Origin of the sequence: Nocardia speluncae NBRC 108251, from assembly GCF_001613245.1 — a bacterium.
GTDB classification, from domain to species: domain Bacteria; phylum Actinomycetota; class Actinomycetes; order Mycobacteriales; family Mycobacteriaceae; genus Nocardia; species Nocardia speluncae.
Genome location: NZ_BDBZ01000035.1, coordinates 186,870 through 201,890 on the forward strand (window position 1 = coordinate 186,870; position 15,021 = coordinate 201,890).

The 15,021-nt window shown below is 67.7% G+C and carries 19 protein-coding genes; 4 read left to right on the forward strand and 15 right to left on the reverse strand.

Translation table 11 applies throughout. The annotated features are described in order from the left end of the window. The first annotated feature begins 14 nt into the window (after window positions 1-14). The 3 genes from NS6_RS25765 to NS6_RS25775 are packed head-to-tail and all read left to right on the forward strand — an operon-like array spanning window position 15 to window position 3,950. Complete coding sequence (locus NS6_RS25765; RefSeq protein ID WP_068046587.1) at window positions 15-1,160, forward strand: acyl-CoA dehydrogenase family protein; 1,146 nt, start codon at window positions 15-17, stop codon at window positions 1,158-1,160. Window positions 1,161-1,188: 28 nt separating this feature from the next. Beyond that, entirely contained in the window at window positions 1,189-2,736 is a 1,548-nt protein-coding gene (locus NS6_RS25770; protein ID WP_068046590.1) for an acyl-CoA synthetase, read from the forward strand. A gap of 5 nt (window positions 2,737-2,741) precedes the next feature. Beyond that, window positions 2,742-3,950, forward strand: a complete 1,209-nt coding sequence (locus NS6_RS25775) for a TetR/AcrR family transcriptional regulator (protein WP_068046593.1) — start codon at window positions 2,742-2,744, stop codon at window positions 3,948-3,950. Window positions 3,951-4,073: 123 nt separating this feature from the next. Here NS6_RS25775 and NS6_RS25780 read toward each other — a convergent pair whose 3' ends face one another. The 12 genes from NS6_RS25780 to NS6_RS25835 form a co-directional block, all read right to left on the reverse strand. Next, window positions 4,074-4,526: a hypothetical protein gene (locus NS6_RS25780; protein ID WP_068046595.1), complete on the reverse strand. Its 453-nt coding sequence runs from the start codon at window positions 4,524-4,526 to the stop codon at window positions 4,074-4,076. Between the two features lie 176 nt (window positions 4,527-4,702). Further along, a complete protein-coding gene (locus NS6_RS25785) occupies window positions 4,703-5,221 on the reverse strand; it encodes a DUF4232 domain-containing protein (RefSeq protein WP_068046598.1) in 519 nt (172 codons plus the stop codon). Window positions 5,222-5,375: 154 nt separating this feature from the next. Beyond that, window positions 5,376-7,352: a neutral/alkaline ceramidase gene (locus tag NS6_RS25790; protein ID WP_068046601.1), complete on the reverse strand. Its 1,977-nt coding sequence runs from the start codon at window positions 7,350-7,352 to the stop codon at window positions 5,376-5,378. Window positions 7,353-7,540: 188 nt separating this feature from the next. Then, a complete protein-coding gene (locus NS6_RS25795; RefSeq protein WP_068046604.1) occupies window positions 7,541-8,116 on the reverse strand; it encodes an Asp23/Gls24 family envelope stress response protein in 576 nt (191 codons plus the stop codon). Between the two features lie 99 nt (window positions 8,117-8,215). Continuing rightward, on the reverse strand, window positions 8,216-8,788 hold the full coding sequence (locus NS6_RS25800; RefSeq protein WP_068046607.1) for a DUF6286 domain-containing protein: 573 nt from the start codon (window positions 8,786-8,788) through the stop codon (window positions 8,216-8,218). Next, on the reverse strand, window positions 8,785-9,105 hold the full coding sequence (locus tag NS6_RS25805; RefSeq protein WP_245669511.1) for an Asp23/Gls24 family envelope stress response protein: 321 nt from the start codon (window positions 9,103-9,105) through the stop codon (window positions 8,785-8,787). The genes NS6_RS25800 and NS6_RS25805 overlap by 4 nt, the downstream gene beginning before the upstream one ends. Continuing rightward, the gene (locus NS6_RS25810; protein ID WP_068046610.1) at window positions 9,102-9,293 is read right to left on the reverse strand and encodes a hypothetical protein; all 192 of its coding nucleotides are present in this window, start codon (window positions 9,291-9,293) and stop codon (window positions 9,102-9,104) included. Before NS6_RS25810 ends, NS6_RS25805 begins: the two co-directional genes overlap by 4 nt. 31 nt (window positions 9,294-9,324) lie before the next feature. Next, window positions 9,325-9,813, reverse strand: coding sequence for an Asp23/Gls24 family envelope stress response protein (locus NS6_RS25815; RefSeq protein WP_068046614.1), 489 nt, complete (start codon window positions 9,811-9,813; stop codon window positions 9,325-9,327). Window positions 9,814-9,875: 62 nt separating this feature from the next. Further along, window positions 9,876-10,205 (reverse strand): hypothetical protein, encoded by a 330-nt coding sequence (locus tag NS6_RS25820; RefSeq protein ID WP_068046617.1) that lies wholly within the window; start codon window positions 10,203-10,205, stop codon window positions 9,876-9,878. Next, a complete protein-coding gene (locus NS6_RS25825; protein ID WP_068046620.1) occupies window positions 10,205-10,573 on the reverse strand; it encodes an Asp23/Gls24 family envelope stress response protein in 369 nt (122 codons plus the stop codon). The genes NS6_RS25820 and NS6_RS25825 overlap by 1 nt, the downstream gene beginning before the upstream one ends. Continuing rightward, on the reverse strand, window positions 10,570-11,178 hold the full coding sequence (locus NS6_RS25830) for an Asp23/Gls24 family envelope stress response protein (RefSeq protein ID WP_068046623.1): 609 nt from the start codon (window positions 11,176-11,178) through the stop codon (window positions 10,570-10,572). The genes NS6_RS25825 and NS6_RS25830 overlap by 4 nt, the downstream gene beginning before the upstream one ends. Further along, window positions 11,169-11,735: an RNA polymerase sigma factor gene (locus tag NS6_RS25835; protein WP_068046626.1), complete on the reverse strand. Its 567-nt coding sequence runs from the start codon at window positions 11,733-11,735 to the stop codon at window positions 11,169-11,171. Before NS6_RS25835 ends, NS6_RS25830 begins: the two co-directional genes overlap by 10 nt. Window positions 11,736-11,941: 206 nt before the next feature. Here NS6_RS25835 and NS6_RS25840 point away from each other — a divergent pair, with 206 nt between their 5' ends. Next, complete coding sequence (locus NS6_RS25840; RefSeq protein ID WP_068046629.1) at window positions 11,942-12,172, forward strand: hypothetical protein; 231 nt, start codon at window positions 11,942-11,944, stop codon at window positions 12,170-12,172. A gap of 327 nt (window positions 12,173-12,499) precedes the next feature. Here NS6_RS25840 and catC read toward each other — a convergent pair whose 3' ends face one another. The 3 genes from catC to catA are packed head-to-tail and all read right to left on the reverse strand — an operon-like array spanning window position 12,500 to window position 14,808. After that, window positions 12,500-12,799, reverse strand: a complete 300-nt coding sequence (catC, locus tag NS6_RS25845; RefSeq protein WP_068047014.1) for a muconolactone Delta-isomerase — start codon at window positions 12,797-12,799, stop codon at window positions 12,500-12,502. A gap of 11 nt (window positions 12,800-12,810) precedes the next feature. Next, window positions 12,811-13,932: a muconate/chloromuconate family cycloisomerase gene (locus NS6_RS25850; protein WP_068046632.1), complete on the reverse strand. Its 1,122-nt coding sequence runs from the start codon at window positions 13,930-13,932 to the stop codon at window positions 12,811-12,813. Between the two features lie 27 nt (window positions 13,933-13,959). Continuing rightward, window positions 13,960-14,808 carry a catechol 1,2-dioxygenase gene (gene catA / locus NS6_RS25855; RefSeq protein ID WP_068047016.1) on the reverse strand — a complete coding sequence of 283 codons (849 nt, stop codon included), beginning with the start codon at window positions 14,806-14,808 and terminating at the stop codon, window positions 13,960-13,962. Window positions 14,809-15,021 lie beyond the last annotated feature (213 nt).

Sequence of the window (15,021 nt, forward strand, 5' to 3'; positions counted from 1 at the left end):
CGACCGGAGGGATCATGAACACTTATCGCTCACCGTGGATGACCGAGGATCTGGACGCGCTGCGGGATCTGGCCCGGTCATTCTGTGCGAAGGAGATCGCACCGCATCAAGCACGCTGGCGTGACCAGAAGCATATCGACCGGGAAGTATGGACCGAAGCCGGGGCCGCGGGCCTGCTGTGCCTGTCCATACCGGAGGAATACGGCGGCGGTGGCGGGACATACGCCCACGAGGCGGTGCTCCTGGAGGAGCAGGGCAGGGTCGGGGATACCGCGTGGGGGATCGCCGTCCACAGCGTCGTCGTCGCGCACTACCTGCTCGCCTACGGTACCGAGGACCAGAAACGGACGTGGCTGCCACGAATGGCCACCGGTGCCGCCGTCGGCGCGATTGCCATGACCGAGCCGGGAGCAGGCTCCGACCTCCAGGGCATCCGTACCCGCGCGGTCCGCGACGGCTCGGAATACGTGGTCGACGGTGCGAAAACGTTCATCACGAACGCGACGCATGCCGATTTCGTCATCGTGGTTGCCCGTACGGACCCGGCGGCGGGCTCGCGTGGTATCTCACTGGTGCTGGTCGAAACCGATCGCGCCGGCTTCCGGCGGGGCCGCATCCTCGACAAGATCGGTCAGCGCGGGCAGGACGCCTCGGAGCTTTTCTTCGACGGTGTACGGGTTCCCGCAGCCAATCTGCTCGGCGGCGCCGAAGGTCGTGGTTTCGCCCAGCTGATGGGCCAGCTGCCGAAGGAACGTCTCACCATCGCGGTCACCGCGGCGGTCGCGATCGAAACTGCCTTCGATCTCACCGTGCTGTACACGAAGGACCGCAGTGCCTTCGGCCAGCGGGTGTTCGACTTCCAGCACAGCCGGTTCACGTTGGCCGAAGCCGCCACCGAGGCCCGCATCGTGCGCTGTTTCGTCGACGACTGCCTGCTCCGGCTGCTACGTGGCGAACTCGACGGGCCGACCGCGGCCATGGCCAAATGGTGGACCACCGAGCGGGCGATGCACATCATCGATCGCTGCCTGCAACTACACGGCGGATACGGCTACATGGCCGAATACCCGATTTCGCACCTCTGGGTCGATCAGCGAGTACAGCAGATCTACGGGGGCACCAACCAAATCATGAAAGAAATCATCTCCCGATCCCTCTAAACCGCGGCATACACACAGGAGTTCGCCGATGTACCTGACCCAGCTTCTGCATCAGGCTTTGCAGACCGACCCCGACCGGGTCTTCACTATCGACGGCGAGCGGACGCGGACCGTCGCCGAATCCGCCGGCCGGATCGCCCGGCTGGCCGGCGCCCTCGCCGGACTCGGCGTCGTATCCGGCGACCGGGTCGCGATGCTGAGCCTCAACTCCGACCGCTACGTCGAATACCTCTTCGGCGTTTCCTGGGCCGACGCGGTGATCACCCCGATCAACAACCGGTGGAGCGATACCGAGATCGCCTACGCGCTGGCCGAATCGGAAACCTGCGTGCTCCTGGTCGACGGCGCATTCAGCACCCGGGTGGACGGTATCCGGGAACGGTATCGCGGGCTGGATCACATCGTGTACTGCGGAGACGACATCTGCCCGGAAACGATGATCGGCTACGAGCAGCTGATCATCGAATCCGGGCCCGCCGAGGATGCCCGCCGGGGTGGTCAGGATCTGCTCGGGCTCTTCTACACCGGCGGCACCACCGGTTCCCCGAAAGGGGTGATGCTCAGCCACAACAGTGTGCTGGTCAATGCGCTCGGTTGTTTCACCACGGGAGATTGGCTGACGCAACACGGCCGGATGCTCCACGTCGCCCCCATGTTCCATCTCGCGGATCTGTTCCTGCTCATCAGCGGCGCACTGGCCGGCCACAGCCATGTCACGCTGCCGGGTTTCACCCCCGGCGGGGTGGCGGCCGCGATCGAGCAGCACCGGATAACCGATGTCCTGCTGGTACCCAGCATGCTCCAGCAGATCGTCGACCAACCCGATATCGCCGGCTTCGACCTGTCGTCGGTCCGGCATATGCTCTACGGCACGTCGCCGATTTCGGAGAGCTTGCTCGAGCGCACCCGGAACCTGTTTCCCCGGGCCGCCCTCGCGCAGGCCTACGGGATGACCGAACTTGCCCCCGTGGCGACCATCCTGCGGCCCGCGGACCACGAGGATCCGTCGCTGCGCCGTTCGGCGGGCCGGCCGGCGCCACACGCCGAGGTCCGTATCGTCGACGAGGACGATGCCGAGGTGCCGCGGGGCGTGGTGGGGGAGATCGTGGCACGTGGCGACCATGTGATGCTCGGCTACTGGCAGCGGCCCGAGGATACGGCGACCGCGTTGCGCGGTGGCTGGATGCATACCGGCGATGCGGGATACATGGACCAGCGCGGATACGTCTTCGTGGTCGACCGGATCAAGGACATGATCGTCAGCGGTGGCGAGAACGTGTACTCCGCGGAGGTGGAGAACGTGCTCGGCCGGCATCCGGCGGTCGCGTCCTGCGCGGTGATCGCGGTCCCCGACGAGCGCTGGGGTGAGCGGGTACACGCTGTCGTCGTCCGCCGCCCCGGACAGCAGGTGACGGCAGATGAGCTCGAGAAGTTCTGCCGCGAACACATCGCCGCCTACAAAGTGCCCCGCAGTGTGGATTTCGTGGCGGCCCTGCCGCTTTCCGGTGCGGGAAAGATACTGAAGCGTGAACTACGCAAGGCTTACTGGTCCGAGAGCAGCCGGCAAGTAGGTTGATACGGGTGACCACTGGATCGGTACCCGATGCCCCGCCGCGGGGGACCCGGCCCCGCAATCGCCGGGATCTCATCATCGCGGCGGCGGTCGACCTGTTCCACCGGTACGGATACGAGCAGGTGTCGATGGGGGAGGTCGCGAAGGCCGTCAATGTCAGCCCGTCCGCGCTGTACCGGCATTTCGCGGGGAAACCGGAACTGCTCATCGCGGCTGTCGTCAGCGAGATGACGCCGTTCCGGCAGATCTTCGCCTCGGTGCTGAGCGCATCGCCCCGCATCGGCCCGGATGAACTTGCCGGACAGGTCGCCGGTGTGGCCTCCGAGGTGAGCCGATTGGGGACGCTGTGGCGGCAGGAAGCACGCAGCCTGCCCGCCGACTCCTACGCGGTACTGCGGTCGGAGATCCGATCCACACTCGACCAGTTCACTGCCCTCATCCGAGCGCAGCGGCCGGAACTGTCCGAGCCCGACGCCCTGCTCTTGGCCGAGAGCACCTGTTCGGCGCTGTGCGCGACTTCCCATCGCAGCCGGGACCTGTCCCGGAGCGAATTCGAGCACGTGCTGCGCGATATCGCCGGCGCCATACTGAACGCCGAACCGGTGGCTGCCGGTGCACCGACCACCCGGCGCGCCGCGTACCTGCCGGTCACCCGCCGGGAGCGGCTGCTTGCCGCCGCCGCCGCGCTCTTCGCCGAACGCGGCTACCTATCGGTCAGCATGGAGGAGATCGGTTCGCGGGCCGGTATCACCGGGCCCACCGTCTACTACCATTTCGGTTCCAAACAGGAGCTACTGGCCGCCACCATGGAACGTGGTGCCGAATGGCTGTGGCGCGACCTCTACCGGGCGCTGGACGGAACCGACGAATCCGTGCGTGGCGCCGAGCTACTCGAAACCTATGTGGCGTTCATCGCCCGGAACAGCGAGTACGCCGCGATCCTCGGCACCGAGACGCGGCATCTCGACGGCTCGAGCCGCGACCGGCTCCAGCAGAGTCATCGCGATTTCGTGGGTGAGTGGATCGAACTGATCTGTGTCCAGAATCCGGCTGTGGGCGCGGCCGAGGTGAAGATCCGGCTCGAAGCCGTGCTCACCTTCGCCAGCGATATCTCGCGTACGCAATACCTGAGCCACCGTCCGGGCGTATTCGAAACCATCGAGCAGATCGGGCGTTCGGTGCTGTTCCCGGAGCGGCCGGTCGTGACGAACGGGTGAGTGCTCGTGCCGGCAACGGTCCGCGCCGGCGAATTCGACACTCACCCGTTCCCCGGCGCGATACTCCGGTTCGGTGAGCACGTCACCGAGCCGCCGTGCGGCGCCGTCCACACCGCGGCGATGTCATGCCCGGGGCTGTACGGGAACGGTGAGTTCACCCGGGTTCTTATCGCTGGTCACCGATACGTTCCCCGGTCCGGAATCGATGAGGACACGCCCGTAACCGTGATCGGTAGGGAATCGTCCGCCCGGATCGGGCATCGACGAGACAGTTACCTCCTCCTGGCCGGCGGCTCCGGAATCGATATTGCGCCAGGTCACGTTCACTGTCACAGAGCAAGACGGGTCCGGGCGGTCCGCGGTGAAGGTGACAGCAACCCCGACACCTTCGACATTGGTCGGTAATGGAGTACGGGCCGCCTCGGTGTGCACGGTGCCGGCGCATTCCGGCGAGATGGTGTGGTGCGCGTCCGGGAAATTGGACTCGTAGTCCTGTCCCCACGCGGGCGCCGCCGCCGTCAGCAGGGTCGCCGCGGTGATCGCGCCGAGTACCAGCGGATGTAGGGCCTTTCGCATGGACGATTCCTTTCGGAAGGGAGTCGATTCGGTCGCACGAGCTGACGTACTGTTCTCCTGGTTATACGGGGGTGGATGCGGCCCCGTTATCGCGATCGCGGTGCTCCGCATCGACCGATAAGGGCCACCGCCGGTGACCGCGTGCCGACCGTGTCGGAGCAGTGATCCGGTGTGGTTCAGGATGCGGGCTGCAGGGGGCCGATATAGGTGCCCGGGTGGGTCGCACCGTCCTGGCGCTGCACGCTCACACCCGCCGGCCACGGTGCCTCGATCTGTGTGGTGGTATCCGGTGGGGTGACGACGAGAGTGGCCGGGACCCAGCCGTCCGGGCCGGCCGGCAAGTAGGTGAGCACACTGCTCACCGCGGAACCGGGCTCGACGACCACCGGTGCGAAGTCCACGTCCTGGCGGGGCAGTTGGTATACCGGGCCGAACGTGGGATCCTCCGGGCCCAGCAGGTCGACGCCCGGGAACCCCTGTACAGCGCAGGCCTGTGCGGAGGTATTGGTCAGAACGACCTCCCTCCGGGCCTGGCCGGGGGAGTCGGACGGTCGCTCGCGGGTGGTCAGGTCCAGTGTCTGCGCGGTACACAGCGCCGGCGCGGCCGCACTGGTCGCCGCCGGGATCATCATCGCCGCCAGGGCTGCTATCGCGGCGCCGGCAGACCCGGCGACCCGCCACTTCGTCGAAGTCATAGTTCCTTTCGGATTACGTAGCATCACCAGTCCATTCGAACAGATATATCGACCGAATGGGCGCATACAGCTGGAGATGCCGACGGCGGCCCGTATCGCCTGAGCGAAACCGGGTGAGTGCGGGGCAAGCTCGCACTCACACCGTGCGGGATCGTCAGGTGTCGTGATGCGCGTCGTGGATCCGGAACTCGGGTGAGGTTCCGCTGATGGGGACAGGGTCGCTGCCGGGTTTCACGGCGTCACCGAAGTATCGGATCCGGTAGCTACCGGATGCCGCGTCGGCGGGGCTGTGCCAGCCGATGGTGATTCGCGAACTCTGGGCCGGACCGGGCGTCCATTCGAAGGTGGTCTCCCAGTCGCCGTCGTCCGCGATCGTGCGCCAGCGCGCGCCGTCGTACCGCTGCACCATGAGATAGGTGCTGCCGCGGTGCAGGTCGTGGTTGGGGTGCGCGCCGGCGAATTCGACACTCACCCGTTCCCCGGCGCGATACTCCGGCTCCGGTTCGGTGAGCACATCGCCGAAGTTCTGCCCCACCGGTGGGAAGTCCGGTGGCGGATCGGTTTTCGCGGATTGCCACAGCTGCGACAGGTCGGGGGCCGCGGTGGTGGCGGGTACGGTGCTCTCGTCGTGCAGCGCGGTCGCGAGTTGTGCCGCGACCTGCTGTAGGGCCGGCAGCTGCCACCGGCCGAACAGGGTGCTTGCGCCTTCGTAACGTTGTGCGGCGTACTCCTCGGGTGTCGTGACGTAATGGAAATAGGCGTTGCTGTATCCGGCGATCAGGACATTTGCCAGTTCGACCCCGAGAGCGGCCGCGACCGTGCGCCGCAACCGCAGGCCGGCGGCGATCGTCACCTCGCCCGGAATGCCGAGAAGATACAGCTCGGCCACGCGGATGAGTTGTACCGGGACGATCTCCTGGACGTAGGGCTTGGACCGGTTGAGCAGTCCGCCCGGAGCGACGATCGCCTTGGGTGCCTGCGCATCCCGCAGGGCGGGCGCGAACAGGTACGCCGACCGTGACAGGAAATCCCAGCCCGGATTACGGCCTTCGTGGAAGGTTTTCCACTGCGTCGGCCCGTCGTATTCCGCACCGGCGAAGGCGGCTGCGCCCCCGGCCGGCCGGCCGGTGCGGTGCTCGCAACCGTCGCCGGTGAACTCCTCGGCCACCGTGACCGAGGAAAGGTCGATATGGAGGAAGCGGTAATCGATACTGCCCGCCATCCGCGGCATATAGCCGGCGGCGAGTTTCGCCGCGGCCTCGTATTGACGCAGGCCGAGCAGCCGGGTGTTCTCGCATTCGTCGCCGGTGGGCCCGTGCCCGGGGCTGCCGTCCAGGTTGGGCGACATATCGCCGCTGTTGGTCTGCGCGAAGGCCGCGACGAAATCGGGGTCGGGGTCCACCAGATAGTTCACGCCCTCGACCACGCGCTCCCAGTGATAGGCCGCGTACCCCTTGTTATCGCCGCTGATCAGCGTGTTCCGGTTGGTCATCGACGTGCCGTGCGTGGCGAACCAGTTCACCGCGCCCACCGGTTCACCGTCGCGATCGATGCGCAGCAGGGTCGTCTGCGGGTCGATGGCTTCCGGGAAGAAATCCTTGTCCTCTTCCGGATTCAGGTCGAACGCGGCACGCGAGCGATTGACGCTGGCCTCGTGCAACTCGCCGTGAATCAGGCGCAAGGTGGCCGGCGCGATATCAACGTGTGCCCGCTCGACCGCCTCGGTGATGCCGTCGACGATCGCCGCGAAGGTCCGGGGCCGGAACCCGCCCGAACGGTTGTACAACCGGTGATGCGAATAGCCACCGGGCCCGCAATGGGTGTGGGTGGCGGTGATCATTACGTTGGACTCGGTGTAGGTGTCGCCGAAACGTTGCGCCAGCCGGCGCAGCACCTCCTGGGTGATGCTGGAGAAGATCAGTGGCAGCTCTGTCACGACCAGCAGTACCCGCCGCTCGACGAGCGGGTCCACGAAGACGAAAGCGCGGGCGCGGAGCCGGAGATGGATCCCGGCGGTTTTCTGATCGGCTCTGCCGTAGCCGAGCATGGCGGCCTCGGCCGGTTCACCAGTGATGTCGGCAATGGCACGCCCGACCAGATGGCGGTCGGTCGAATAGGTCGTTTCCGGCATCTACCTCTACTTCTGCCGTGTGGGATCCGGGACGCGGCAGCGGCCCGGATCTGTGCACAGACAAACTAGCAAGGACGGAGCCGGGATTGCCTTGCGCTACCGATGGGTTCGCCGTTCGGGTACTTTCCGGGGCCGCGTTACGGGTGGTACGAACCGGAAGTGCGGCGGCCCCTGCTGACCGCGACGAATTACCGCAGCCGCGCGCCCTGTCCGGCCCGGGCGAAGCCGAGCTCCAGCCGCACCGGCAGTGTGCCGACGTCCAGGGCCCGGCGCAGTCGTGCGACTGCTTCGTCGTGAATCCGGTCGCGCAGCCGGGGGATATCGGCGCCGGGTTCGGCGGTGACCACCAAGTGGAGTTCGGGGGTCGCGCGGGGGCCCGACAGCCACGCGTCCGCCGCGCGCACGTCACCGTAGGACTCGATATCGGCGGCCACCGCGGTGGCCGCCGTGCGCGACGACAACTCCGTCCGTCCGGCAGACCCGTCGGCCGCGATCTGCCACGACACCGGTCTCGGCATCCGGAAGAGTTGCGCCACCAGCCACCGCAGGCAGAGCAGGCCCAGCACGGTGGCGCCGGTGATCACGAGCCAGAACACCCAGTCCGGTGGCGCCGCCGTCCCCGGAACGAGCAGCGTCTGCGCGTCCACCCAGCCCAGCCGGCCGGAGTAGGCGGCGAGTGCGAGTGCGCCGGCGGTCAGGAGCGCGACCCCGAGCAGCGCGAGCAGTATCCGATTCAGTCTCGCCGGGCGGTTCGCGTATGTCATCCGAACTCTCCCTCCACCATCGGTAGTCGAAAGCTCAGGCCCGCGAGGCCCGGCGTCCTCGGTTCGCTCCGGACTCTCGCGGTATTCGCGGGCAACCGGTCACCCGGTCGGTGCGGCGACCTGGGCAGCCCGCCGCCCGCCGGCTACCTTCTCGGTGCTCTTCACCCGCACCTGCACTCGCCGCAGCGGCGGCCCGAGTTCCTGGATCCGGTTGCTCAGCACCGCACAGACCTCGTCCGCCATCTTCGTGTGCCCGCGGTGGAGGTCGGTATCGACGACGGCTCGAACTGTGCCGCGCCGGAGGGAGATCCGCGCCGAGTTCACCCCGTGCACAGTTGCCGCATCGTCGCGGAGCAGTGCCCGCAGGTCGCCGGAGGGCACCCCGGTGTCCATACCGTCACCGGTGTGCAACGGCAGCAGCCTCGGCCGGCCGGGGAGTACCGCTGCCACCAGCAACAGTGCGCCGACGGTGAGTAGCACGAGAGCAGCCACCAGGACCGGCCACTCACCCCAGGTGGTCGCGTGTAATTCGCGCGCGACAGTGTCGTAGGACAGATATTCGGGCGCGCCGGCCGCGCGTTGCGCCAGTGAGACGATGACCGCGACGCACACAGCGGCCAGCACCAGCGCAACCAGGACGGCGGGTAGCGTGCGCCGGGATCGGCGGATCACCGGACTCTCCCGGCCGGCGCCGGCCCGGCGGCCAACTCGGTCACCACGATATCGATCCGGAAGACATCGAGCCCGGTCAGTTCCTCGGTGCGCCGCAGCAGATGAGCACGGCAGGCATCGGTGACCTGACCCACCGGTTCGGGATAGCGCACCGGCAGCCGGATATCGAGTGCGGTCCGATCACCGGAGACCTCGGCGTCGACCCGGACCGGCTCGGCGACACCGGGGACCTCGCGGGCGGCCCGCGCAGCGATCCGGCGGACCGCCCGTCCGCTGACCGTGGTCATACCCGGGAGGTCGGCGCCCACTGCGGTCACCGCCGGCTCCTGTTCTGCTGCGCCGACCGCAGCACCGCGCTCACGTCGAGTTCCCCGTCGAGCCATCGGCCGGCCAGCAGTCCGACAGCCGCGAACACCAGCACGATCAGGAATGCGCCGAAACCACCGAATGCGGCGGCGAAACCGAGCGCGAGACCGACCGCCAGTCCTATCGATGTGGCGTTCACTGTGTCCTCCTCTGCGCGGCAGCAGCCCGGCTCATTGCACCCGGCCGGTCTCGGTATCGGGCTCGTCGTCGTCACCGGGGATGAAGACATCGTTGACGTTGATATTCACCTCGACGACCTCGAGTCCGGTCATCTGCTCGATCGCGGTGATCACATTGCGCCGCACCAGGCGGGCGACCTCGGCGATCGCGACCCCGTACTCGACGACGATCTGCAGATCGACGGCGGCCTGGGTTTCGCCCACCTCGACCGAGACCCCCTGACCGGTACTGGCCGAGGCGCCGGGGATCCGTTCCCGTAATGCGCCGAGCGCGCGGGCGGTGCCGCCGCCGAGGTCGTGCACACCGCGGACCTCGCGCGCCGCCAGCCCGGCCACCTTCTCCACCACTACATCGGCGATGGTGGTGGTGCCCTGGTCGGTTACGAGCGGGTTGGCTTTGCGCGCTGGTGTTGCGGGCGCCTTGTCGGCGCCGCGGCCGCTGGTGTCGTTGCCGGACTTCTCATTGGTCGGAGCGGTCATTTCTCCTCCTGATCTCCACGGAATTCACGGACTCGCTTATTCGGCCCCGGAGCGGGCGAATGTCAGGCTCCGGCGCCGAGTTGATCGGCTCCTTCCCCGGCGACCGCCGCTGTGTCGAGTTCGGTGACCACGAGCCGTAGCTCGGTCTGCTCCCACCGGGTGCCGGTCAGCACCGCGCGGATGGCTGCCCCGGCCCGTTCCAGCAGTGGCGGCAGTGGCAGAACTTCGGATACGAGGCGCATCTCGACCACCTCCGCACCGAGATCCACGGCGTATTTCCGGGTGTCCCACGGCCAGGGCTCCCTATCGCCCAGGAGGGGGGCGGCCGGCCGGAGGCCGGGCACGTCTTCCAGCGCGCCGAGGATGCGGTCGATGATCTGCTCGTCGGACATCACAGCTCCGGTTCGATATCGAGGATGTGCACGCAGACCGCGTCCACGGGCTGCCCGGTGTGCTCGCCCACTTCCCGGGCCACGTGTTCCTGCACCGCGCTGCCGACCTCGGCGGCCGGAGCGTTCGCTCGGACGGTGATATCGACGTGCACGATCAGGCCCGCGCCGGTAACCCGCACGCGCACCCCTTCGGTAGGCGCGGGATCGGCCTCGGTCCAGCGCTGCCTGCCCGCGCGGGTGAGTACGGTCAGCAGGCCGCGCACTCCGGGTTCCAGCCGAGCGACCCCCGGCGTGCCGGCGGCGGCGCGGGCTGCCACCGCGGCGATCACCGGAGAGCCCACGACTATCGAGAGTTTGCCGCCGGTCATTTCCGGCCCTCCGATCCGTCCGGCCCGGTCTCGGGAGGCTGCTCGTAGAGATCACCCACGTGGAGGTCGAGTCTGCGCAGCGTCGTTCCGATTCGGTCGGGCAGGGCCGCGGCGACCCGGGCGCGCACGTCCGGCAGCACCTCATCCAGGCTTGTCGTCCCGGACCGCACGGCGATCGTCAGCTCCACATCCACCGGCCCCGGGCCACCGGATTCGGCCGGGGCCTGCCGGACCCGGCAATTCCGTGCCCGGACCCCGGGTACGGAATCGGCCGCATAACGCACGATCACCGCCACCGCCTGCTCGCTCACCTGGATCTCGCCGGCGTGCGGAGCGGGCAGCTCCAGCATCCGTCCCCGCCGCGCATCGGCCCGTACCGCCGACATGATGCGTCCGAGCAGGTCCGGTGAGGGCTCTTCGGGTTCGTTGATCAGCTCCCGGGTCGCTGCCCGCAGCGCCAGCAGGCTTTCCCGCGCGGCCCGGCAGTGCGGGCAGGTTGCTTCGTGCGCGTCGGTGGCCCCCTCGTCGAGCCGCTGCCACACCCGGTCCAGGTCCCGTCCGCACGGCAGGAGATGGTTGCGCTCGGTTGTTTCGTTCACCGCCATGGCTGCATCACCTCCGACAATTGGGCGCGTGCCCGCGCGATACGTCCGCGAACCGCGGCGCCGCTGATGCCGATGATCGACGCGATCTCGTCGTAGGTGAGTCCGTCGACTTCTCGCAGGAGCCAGCATGCGCGTTGTTCCGGGGTCAGTTCCTGTAGCGCCGCGTTCAAGGCCGCGAGTTGTGTGCTCACCTGTACCGCGTGCTCTGGCTGGGTGTCCGTGCGCACCGATTCGGTGGATTCGGGGTCGAGCTCGGCGTGCGGCCGCCGGGTGCGGATCACGTTCAGGCAGCGGTTGGTGGTCATCCGGTACATCCAGCCGACGAACGCGCTGTCGTCGGTGAGCTGATACAGGCGTCGCCATGCCTTCAGGAAAACCTCCTGGACCACGTCCTCGCCCTCGCCACGATCGGCCAGCATCTTCGAAGCCAGCCGGAACATCCGGCCCTGGTAGCGCACCACCAGGACCTCGTAGGCGCGGACGTCGCCGTCGCGTGCCCGGCTCACCAGGGTGGCATCGTCGGGACCTGCCTCCGGTACCGATTCGATCGTGGTCATCTCACCTCCTCCACCGCTCATCGGTAGGACACCGCAGCCGGAAGATCGTCACGCTGGACCGTCGAAGAATTTGCGGCGGTGCCACGACGGGCACGAAGAGGGGTGTGATCCATGTCACCCACCGTGTTCCGTGCGGTTCACCGATCGACCGGGTCGTTATGACCGAGCGCTTCTGACATAACGGAACGGCACGGAAGGTTTTGCCCATGGATCGCCGCAGTGTTCAGAATGCCGAACAGCCGGCACCCCGGTCTGCCCGGACGGTCCGGATCGCCGGGATGGAGTGGGTGACCGCACTGCTGGCCCTGGCCATGTGCCTGCTGTTCGCGGCGGGAATCGCCATGCTGACCCACTCCCTGGAGGCCACGGTCGTCGCCACGGCCTGTATCGGGATGGGGCTGGCAGCGGTGTCGAGGATCCTACGGACGGGGCGATAACGGTCCCGTCGCTGTGGACGGACAAGCTCGCAGCCATCGTCACTCCTCACCTGGGTGGAAACGGCACGGCCCGGCGTGGACGGGCGCACCGAACGCTACGGTCCGGGGTGGGAGTGGTCTTCACACGTTCCGGATGAGAACACCGGCCGTCACGGCATCGGGCGGGTCGATGCGCAGGTGATCGCGTGGGTATCGCCCCGGTCCGCCGCGGGCGTCGACAATCCGGCCCCGCATTCCTCGTGCGTTACGCCAGGGGTGCGGATCGAGATCCCCGAGCCCTGGCTGCCGGATGCTCGGGACGGGGCCGGAGAACCGGACGCGGCGCGGTCAGATCTGCTCGGGACCCGGCACGATCGAGGAGGGGTGGGTGGTGAGGGGCTGTATTTCGATCGTCATGTAGGGGAACAGCGGCAGATTCCAGAGGATTTCGTGGAGCTCGCCGGGGGAGTCGACAGCGAAGATGCTGATATTGCTGTACTGGCCGACGATGCGCCAGATGTGCGGCCATTTCCCGGCGTGCTGTAGTTCCTGTGAGTACTTCTTCTCGCGGGCGATGGTGTCGGCGCGTACGGCCGCGTCGAGGTCGCGGGGGATATCGACGTCCATCCGGACGTGGTAAAGGTGCATGGGTTCCGTTCCTAGTTCCGGGTCCACCGTTTGACGGCGTCCATGTTCAGTTCGACTCCGAGGCCCGGACCGGTGGGCAGGTGGACCTGTCCGTCGGTGTAGCGCAGTGGTTGCTGCAGTAGTTCCTCGCTGAACAACAGCGGGCCGAAGAGTTCGGTGCCGAAGTCGATACCGGGTTCGGCACAGGCGAAGTGGAGGGACGCGGCGGTGCCGACCGGGCCTTCGATGGAGGTGGCGCCGTGGCAGGCCAGGCCCGCGGCGCGGGCGACGGCGACGACCTCCCGGCTGCGGCGCAGGCCACCGCATTTGGTGGTTTTGACCGCGAGGACATCGGCCGCACCGCGGCGGGCGATCTCCAGCGCGTCGTGCGGGGTGTGCACGCTTTCGTCGGCCATCACCGGGATCGGCAACAGGGCGTTGAGTTCCGCCAGGACTCCCAGCTGCTCACCGGGGGTGGGCTGTTCGATCAGCTCGACCCCGCCGTCGGCCAATTCGGGGAGATGGCGCAGCGCGGTGAGCCGGTCCCAGCGGGCATTGATGTCCACCCGCACGCCGGCCTGCCCGGCGAGGGCTTCGGTCACTCGCAGTACCCGGTCGGTGTCGGTGACCGGGTCGAGGGCTCCCATCTTGAGTTTGAAGCTGAAGTGTTCACGGCTCTCGATCTTCTCCCGCGCTTCGGCGATGATTTCCTCGACCGGTGCCGAACCCAGCGCCCACGTGACGTCCACGCTGGTTCGGAACGCCCCGCCCAGCAGGGTGTGTACCGGTACGCCGAGGCAGCGCGCCCAGGCATCGTGCAGCGCGACGTCGACCGCGGCTTTGGCGAAGCGCGCGGCGGCCACCACCCGCTCGATATCGGCCATGATGGCGGTGAGGTCGTCGACGCGGCGTCCGATCAGGACCGGGGCCATGTAGCGTTCGACGACGGCCTGCATCGTTTCCACCGATTCACCGCCCCACCAGGGGCCGCCGGGTACCACGCCTTCGCCGTACCCGGTCACGCCCCCACCCGTGGTGATCGCGACGAGAAGCAGCGGCTGGGCGTCCATCGACGTGGTGGCGAACTTGTGCGGGCGGATCAGCGGCACATCCAGGATGGTGGTTTCGATCGAGACGATCGACAGGTCCGGCATCGGATCCCTTTCTCGTGGCGCAGCAGATCAGGCGGGATCCAGCGCGAAGTTGTAGGTGACGCGGTTGACGCCGTCGTCGCCGGTGACCGGGTCCAGGATCAGTTCGGGTTTGGTGGCCGAGGCGACGTCGCTGTCGATCCATTCCCCGCCCCGGAAGTACAGCTGCGTGGTCACCGATTCCCGGCCCGGGGCCGAGACGATGAGGTGCAGATGCGCCGGGCGCCAGGGATGCCCGTTCTGTGCTTCGATGAACGTGCCGGTGGGGCCGTCGGTCGGGATCTGGTACGGCGCTGGTTGGATCGTGCGGATCGAATAGTGGCCCTCGGCGTCGGTGACGATGGTGCCGCGGAGATTCCATTCCGGCAGGTGCGGGGCGAACTGGGAGTAGTAGCCGTCGGCGTCGGCATGCCACAGCTCCACTTTCGCGTCGCCGAGCCCGTTGCCGTCGAGATCGGTGACCTGGCCCGCGAAGATCAGCGGCGTCTGTGCGCGGTCCTCGGCACGCATCGGCAGTTCGCATTCGGCCGGCAGTTCGGGTGCGTCGGGGACGTAGTAGGGACCTTCGATACTGCCCTTGGTGCCGCGGCGGCTACGGGCCAGCACCTCCTCCACCGAATGTTCGATGAACACGTCCAGGAACAGCGGCCATTCGCCGCCCTCGCCTACGTCGATGAGCCACTGCTTGAACACCCGGTATTCGGGATAGGTGACACCGTGATCCCGGATCACCTGGTGCAGCGCAGTCAGGGCGTCTCGGGCGATGGCGGCCAGTCGTTCCGGCGAGGTGTCGGCGGTGGCCCGCGCGCCCTTGAACTTATCGGTGGCGGCGGTGCCCGAGCCGAGCGCGGAGGGGGATACGGGTTCTGTGGTGGTCATTCGTGCTCCTCGGAGAGAACCAGGGAAATAGGAGGGGTAGAAGGGATTGATGTCGATCGCCGGACCGGTGCGTGACCCGTCCGGCGGAGTCGCCGGGGCGAACGCCTGCATCGCGTCCACCCCGTGGGGAACAAGGCTGGGGAATCCGAGTGCAGCGCGCGCCTGTGCCGTGGCGAACGTGTGTGGCGACGTTGCCGGATTCGGCCGACATCC

Coding starts and splice junctions, on each gene's coding strand:
- NS6_RS25765 (WP_068046587.1), top strand. CDS start 15: ATGAACACTTATCGCTCACCGTGGATGACCGAGGATCTGGACGCGCTG.
- NS6_RS25770 (WP_068046590.1), top strand. CDS start 1,189: ATGTACCTGACCCAGCTTCTGCATCAGGCTTTGCAGACCGACCCCGAC.
- NS6_RS25780 (WP_068046595.1), bottom strand. CDS start 4,526: ATGCGAAAGGCCCTACATCCGCTGGTACTCGGCGCGATCACCGCGGCG.
- NS6_RS25785 (WP_068046598.1), bottom strand. CDS start 5,221: ATGACTTCGACGAAGTGGCGGGTCGCCGGGTCTGCCGGCGCCGCGATA.
- NS6_RS25790 (WP_068046601.1), bottom strand. CDS start 7,352: ATGCCGGAAACGACCTATTCGACCGACCGCCATCTGGTCGGGCGTGCC.
- NS6_RS25795 (WP_068046604.1), bottom strand. CDS start 8,116: ATGACATACGCGAACCGCCCGGCGAGACTGAATCGGATACTGCTCGCG.
- NS6_RS25815 (WP_068046614.1), bottom strand. CDS start 9,813: ATGACCGCTCCGACCAATGAGAAGTCCGGCAACGACACCAGCGGCCGC.
- NS6_RS25820 (WP_068046617.1), bottom strand. CDS start 10,205: ATGTCCGACGAGCAGATCATCGACCGCATCCTCGGCGCGCTGGAAGAC.
- NS6_RS25825 (WP_068046620.1), bottom strand. CDS start 10,573: ATGACCGGCGGCAAACTCTCGATAGTCGTGGGCTCTCCGGTGATCGCC.
- NS6_RS25830 (WP_068046623.1), bottom strand. CDS start 11,178: ATGGCGGTGAACGAAACAACCGAGCGCAACCATCTCCTGCCGTGCGGA.
- NS6_RS25835 (WP_068046626.1), bottom strand. CDS start 11,735: ATGACCACGATCGAATCGGTACCGGAGGCAGGTCCCGACGATGCCACC.
- NS6_RS25840 (WP_068046629.1), top strand. CDS start 11,942: ATGGATCGCCGCAGTGTTCAGAATGCCGAACAGCCGGCACCCCGGTCT.
- catC (WP_068047014.1), bottom strand. CDS start 12,799: ATGCACCTTTACCACGTCCGGATGGACGTCGATATCCCCCGCGACCTC.
- NS6_RS25850 (WP_068046632.1), bottom strand. CDS start 13,932: ATGCCGGACCTGTCGATCGTCTCGATCGAAACCACCATCCTGGATGTG.
- catA (WP_068047016.1), bottom strand. CDS start 14,808: ATGACCACCACAGAACCCGTATCCCCCTCCGCGCTCGGCTCGGGCACC.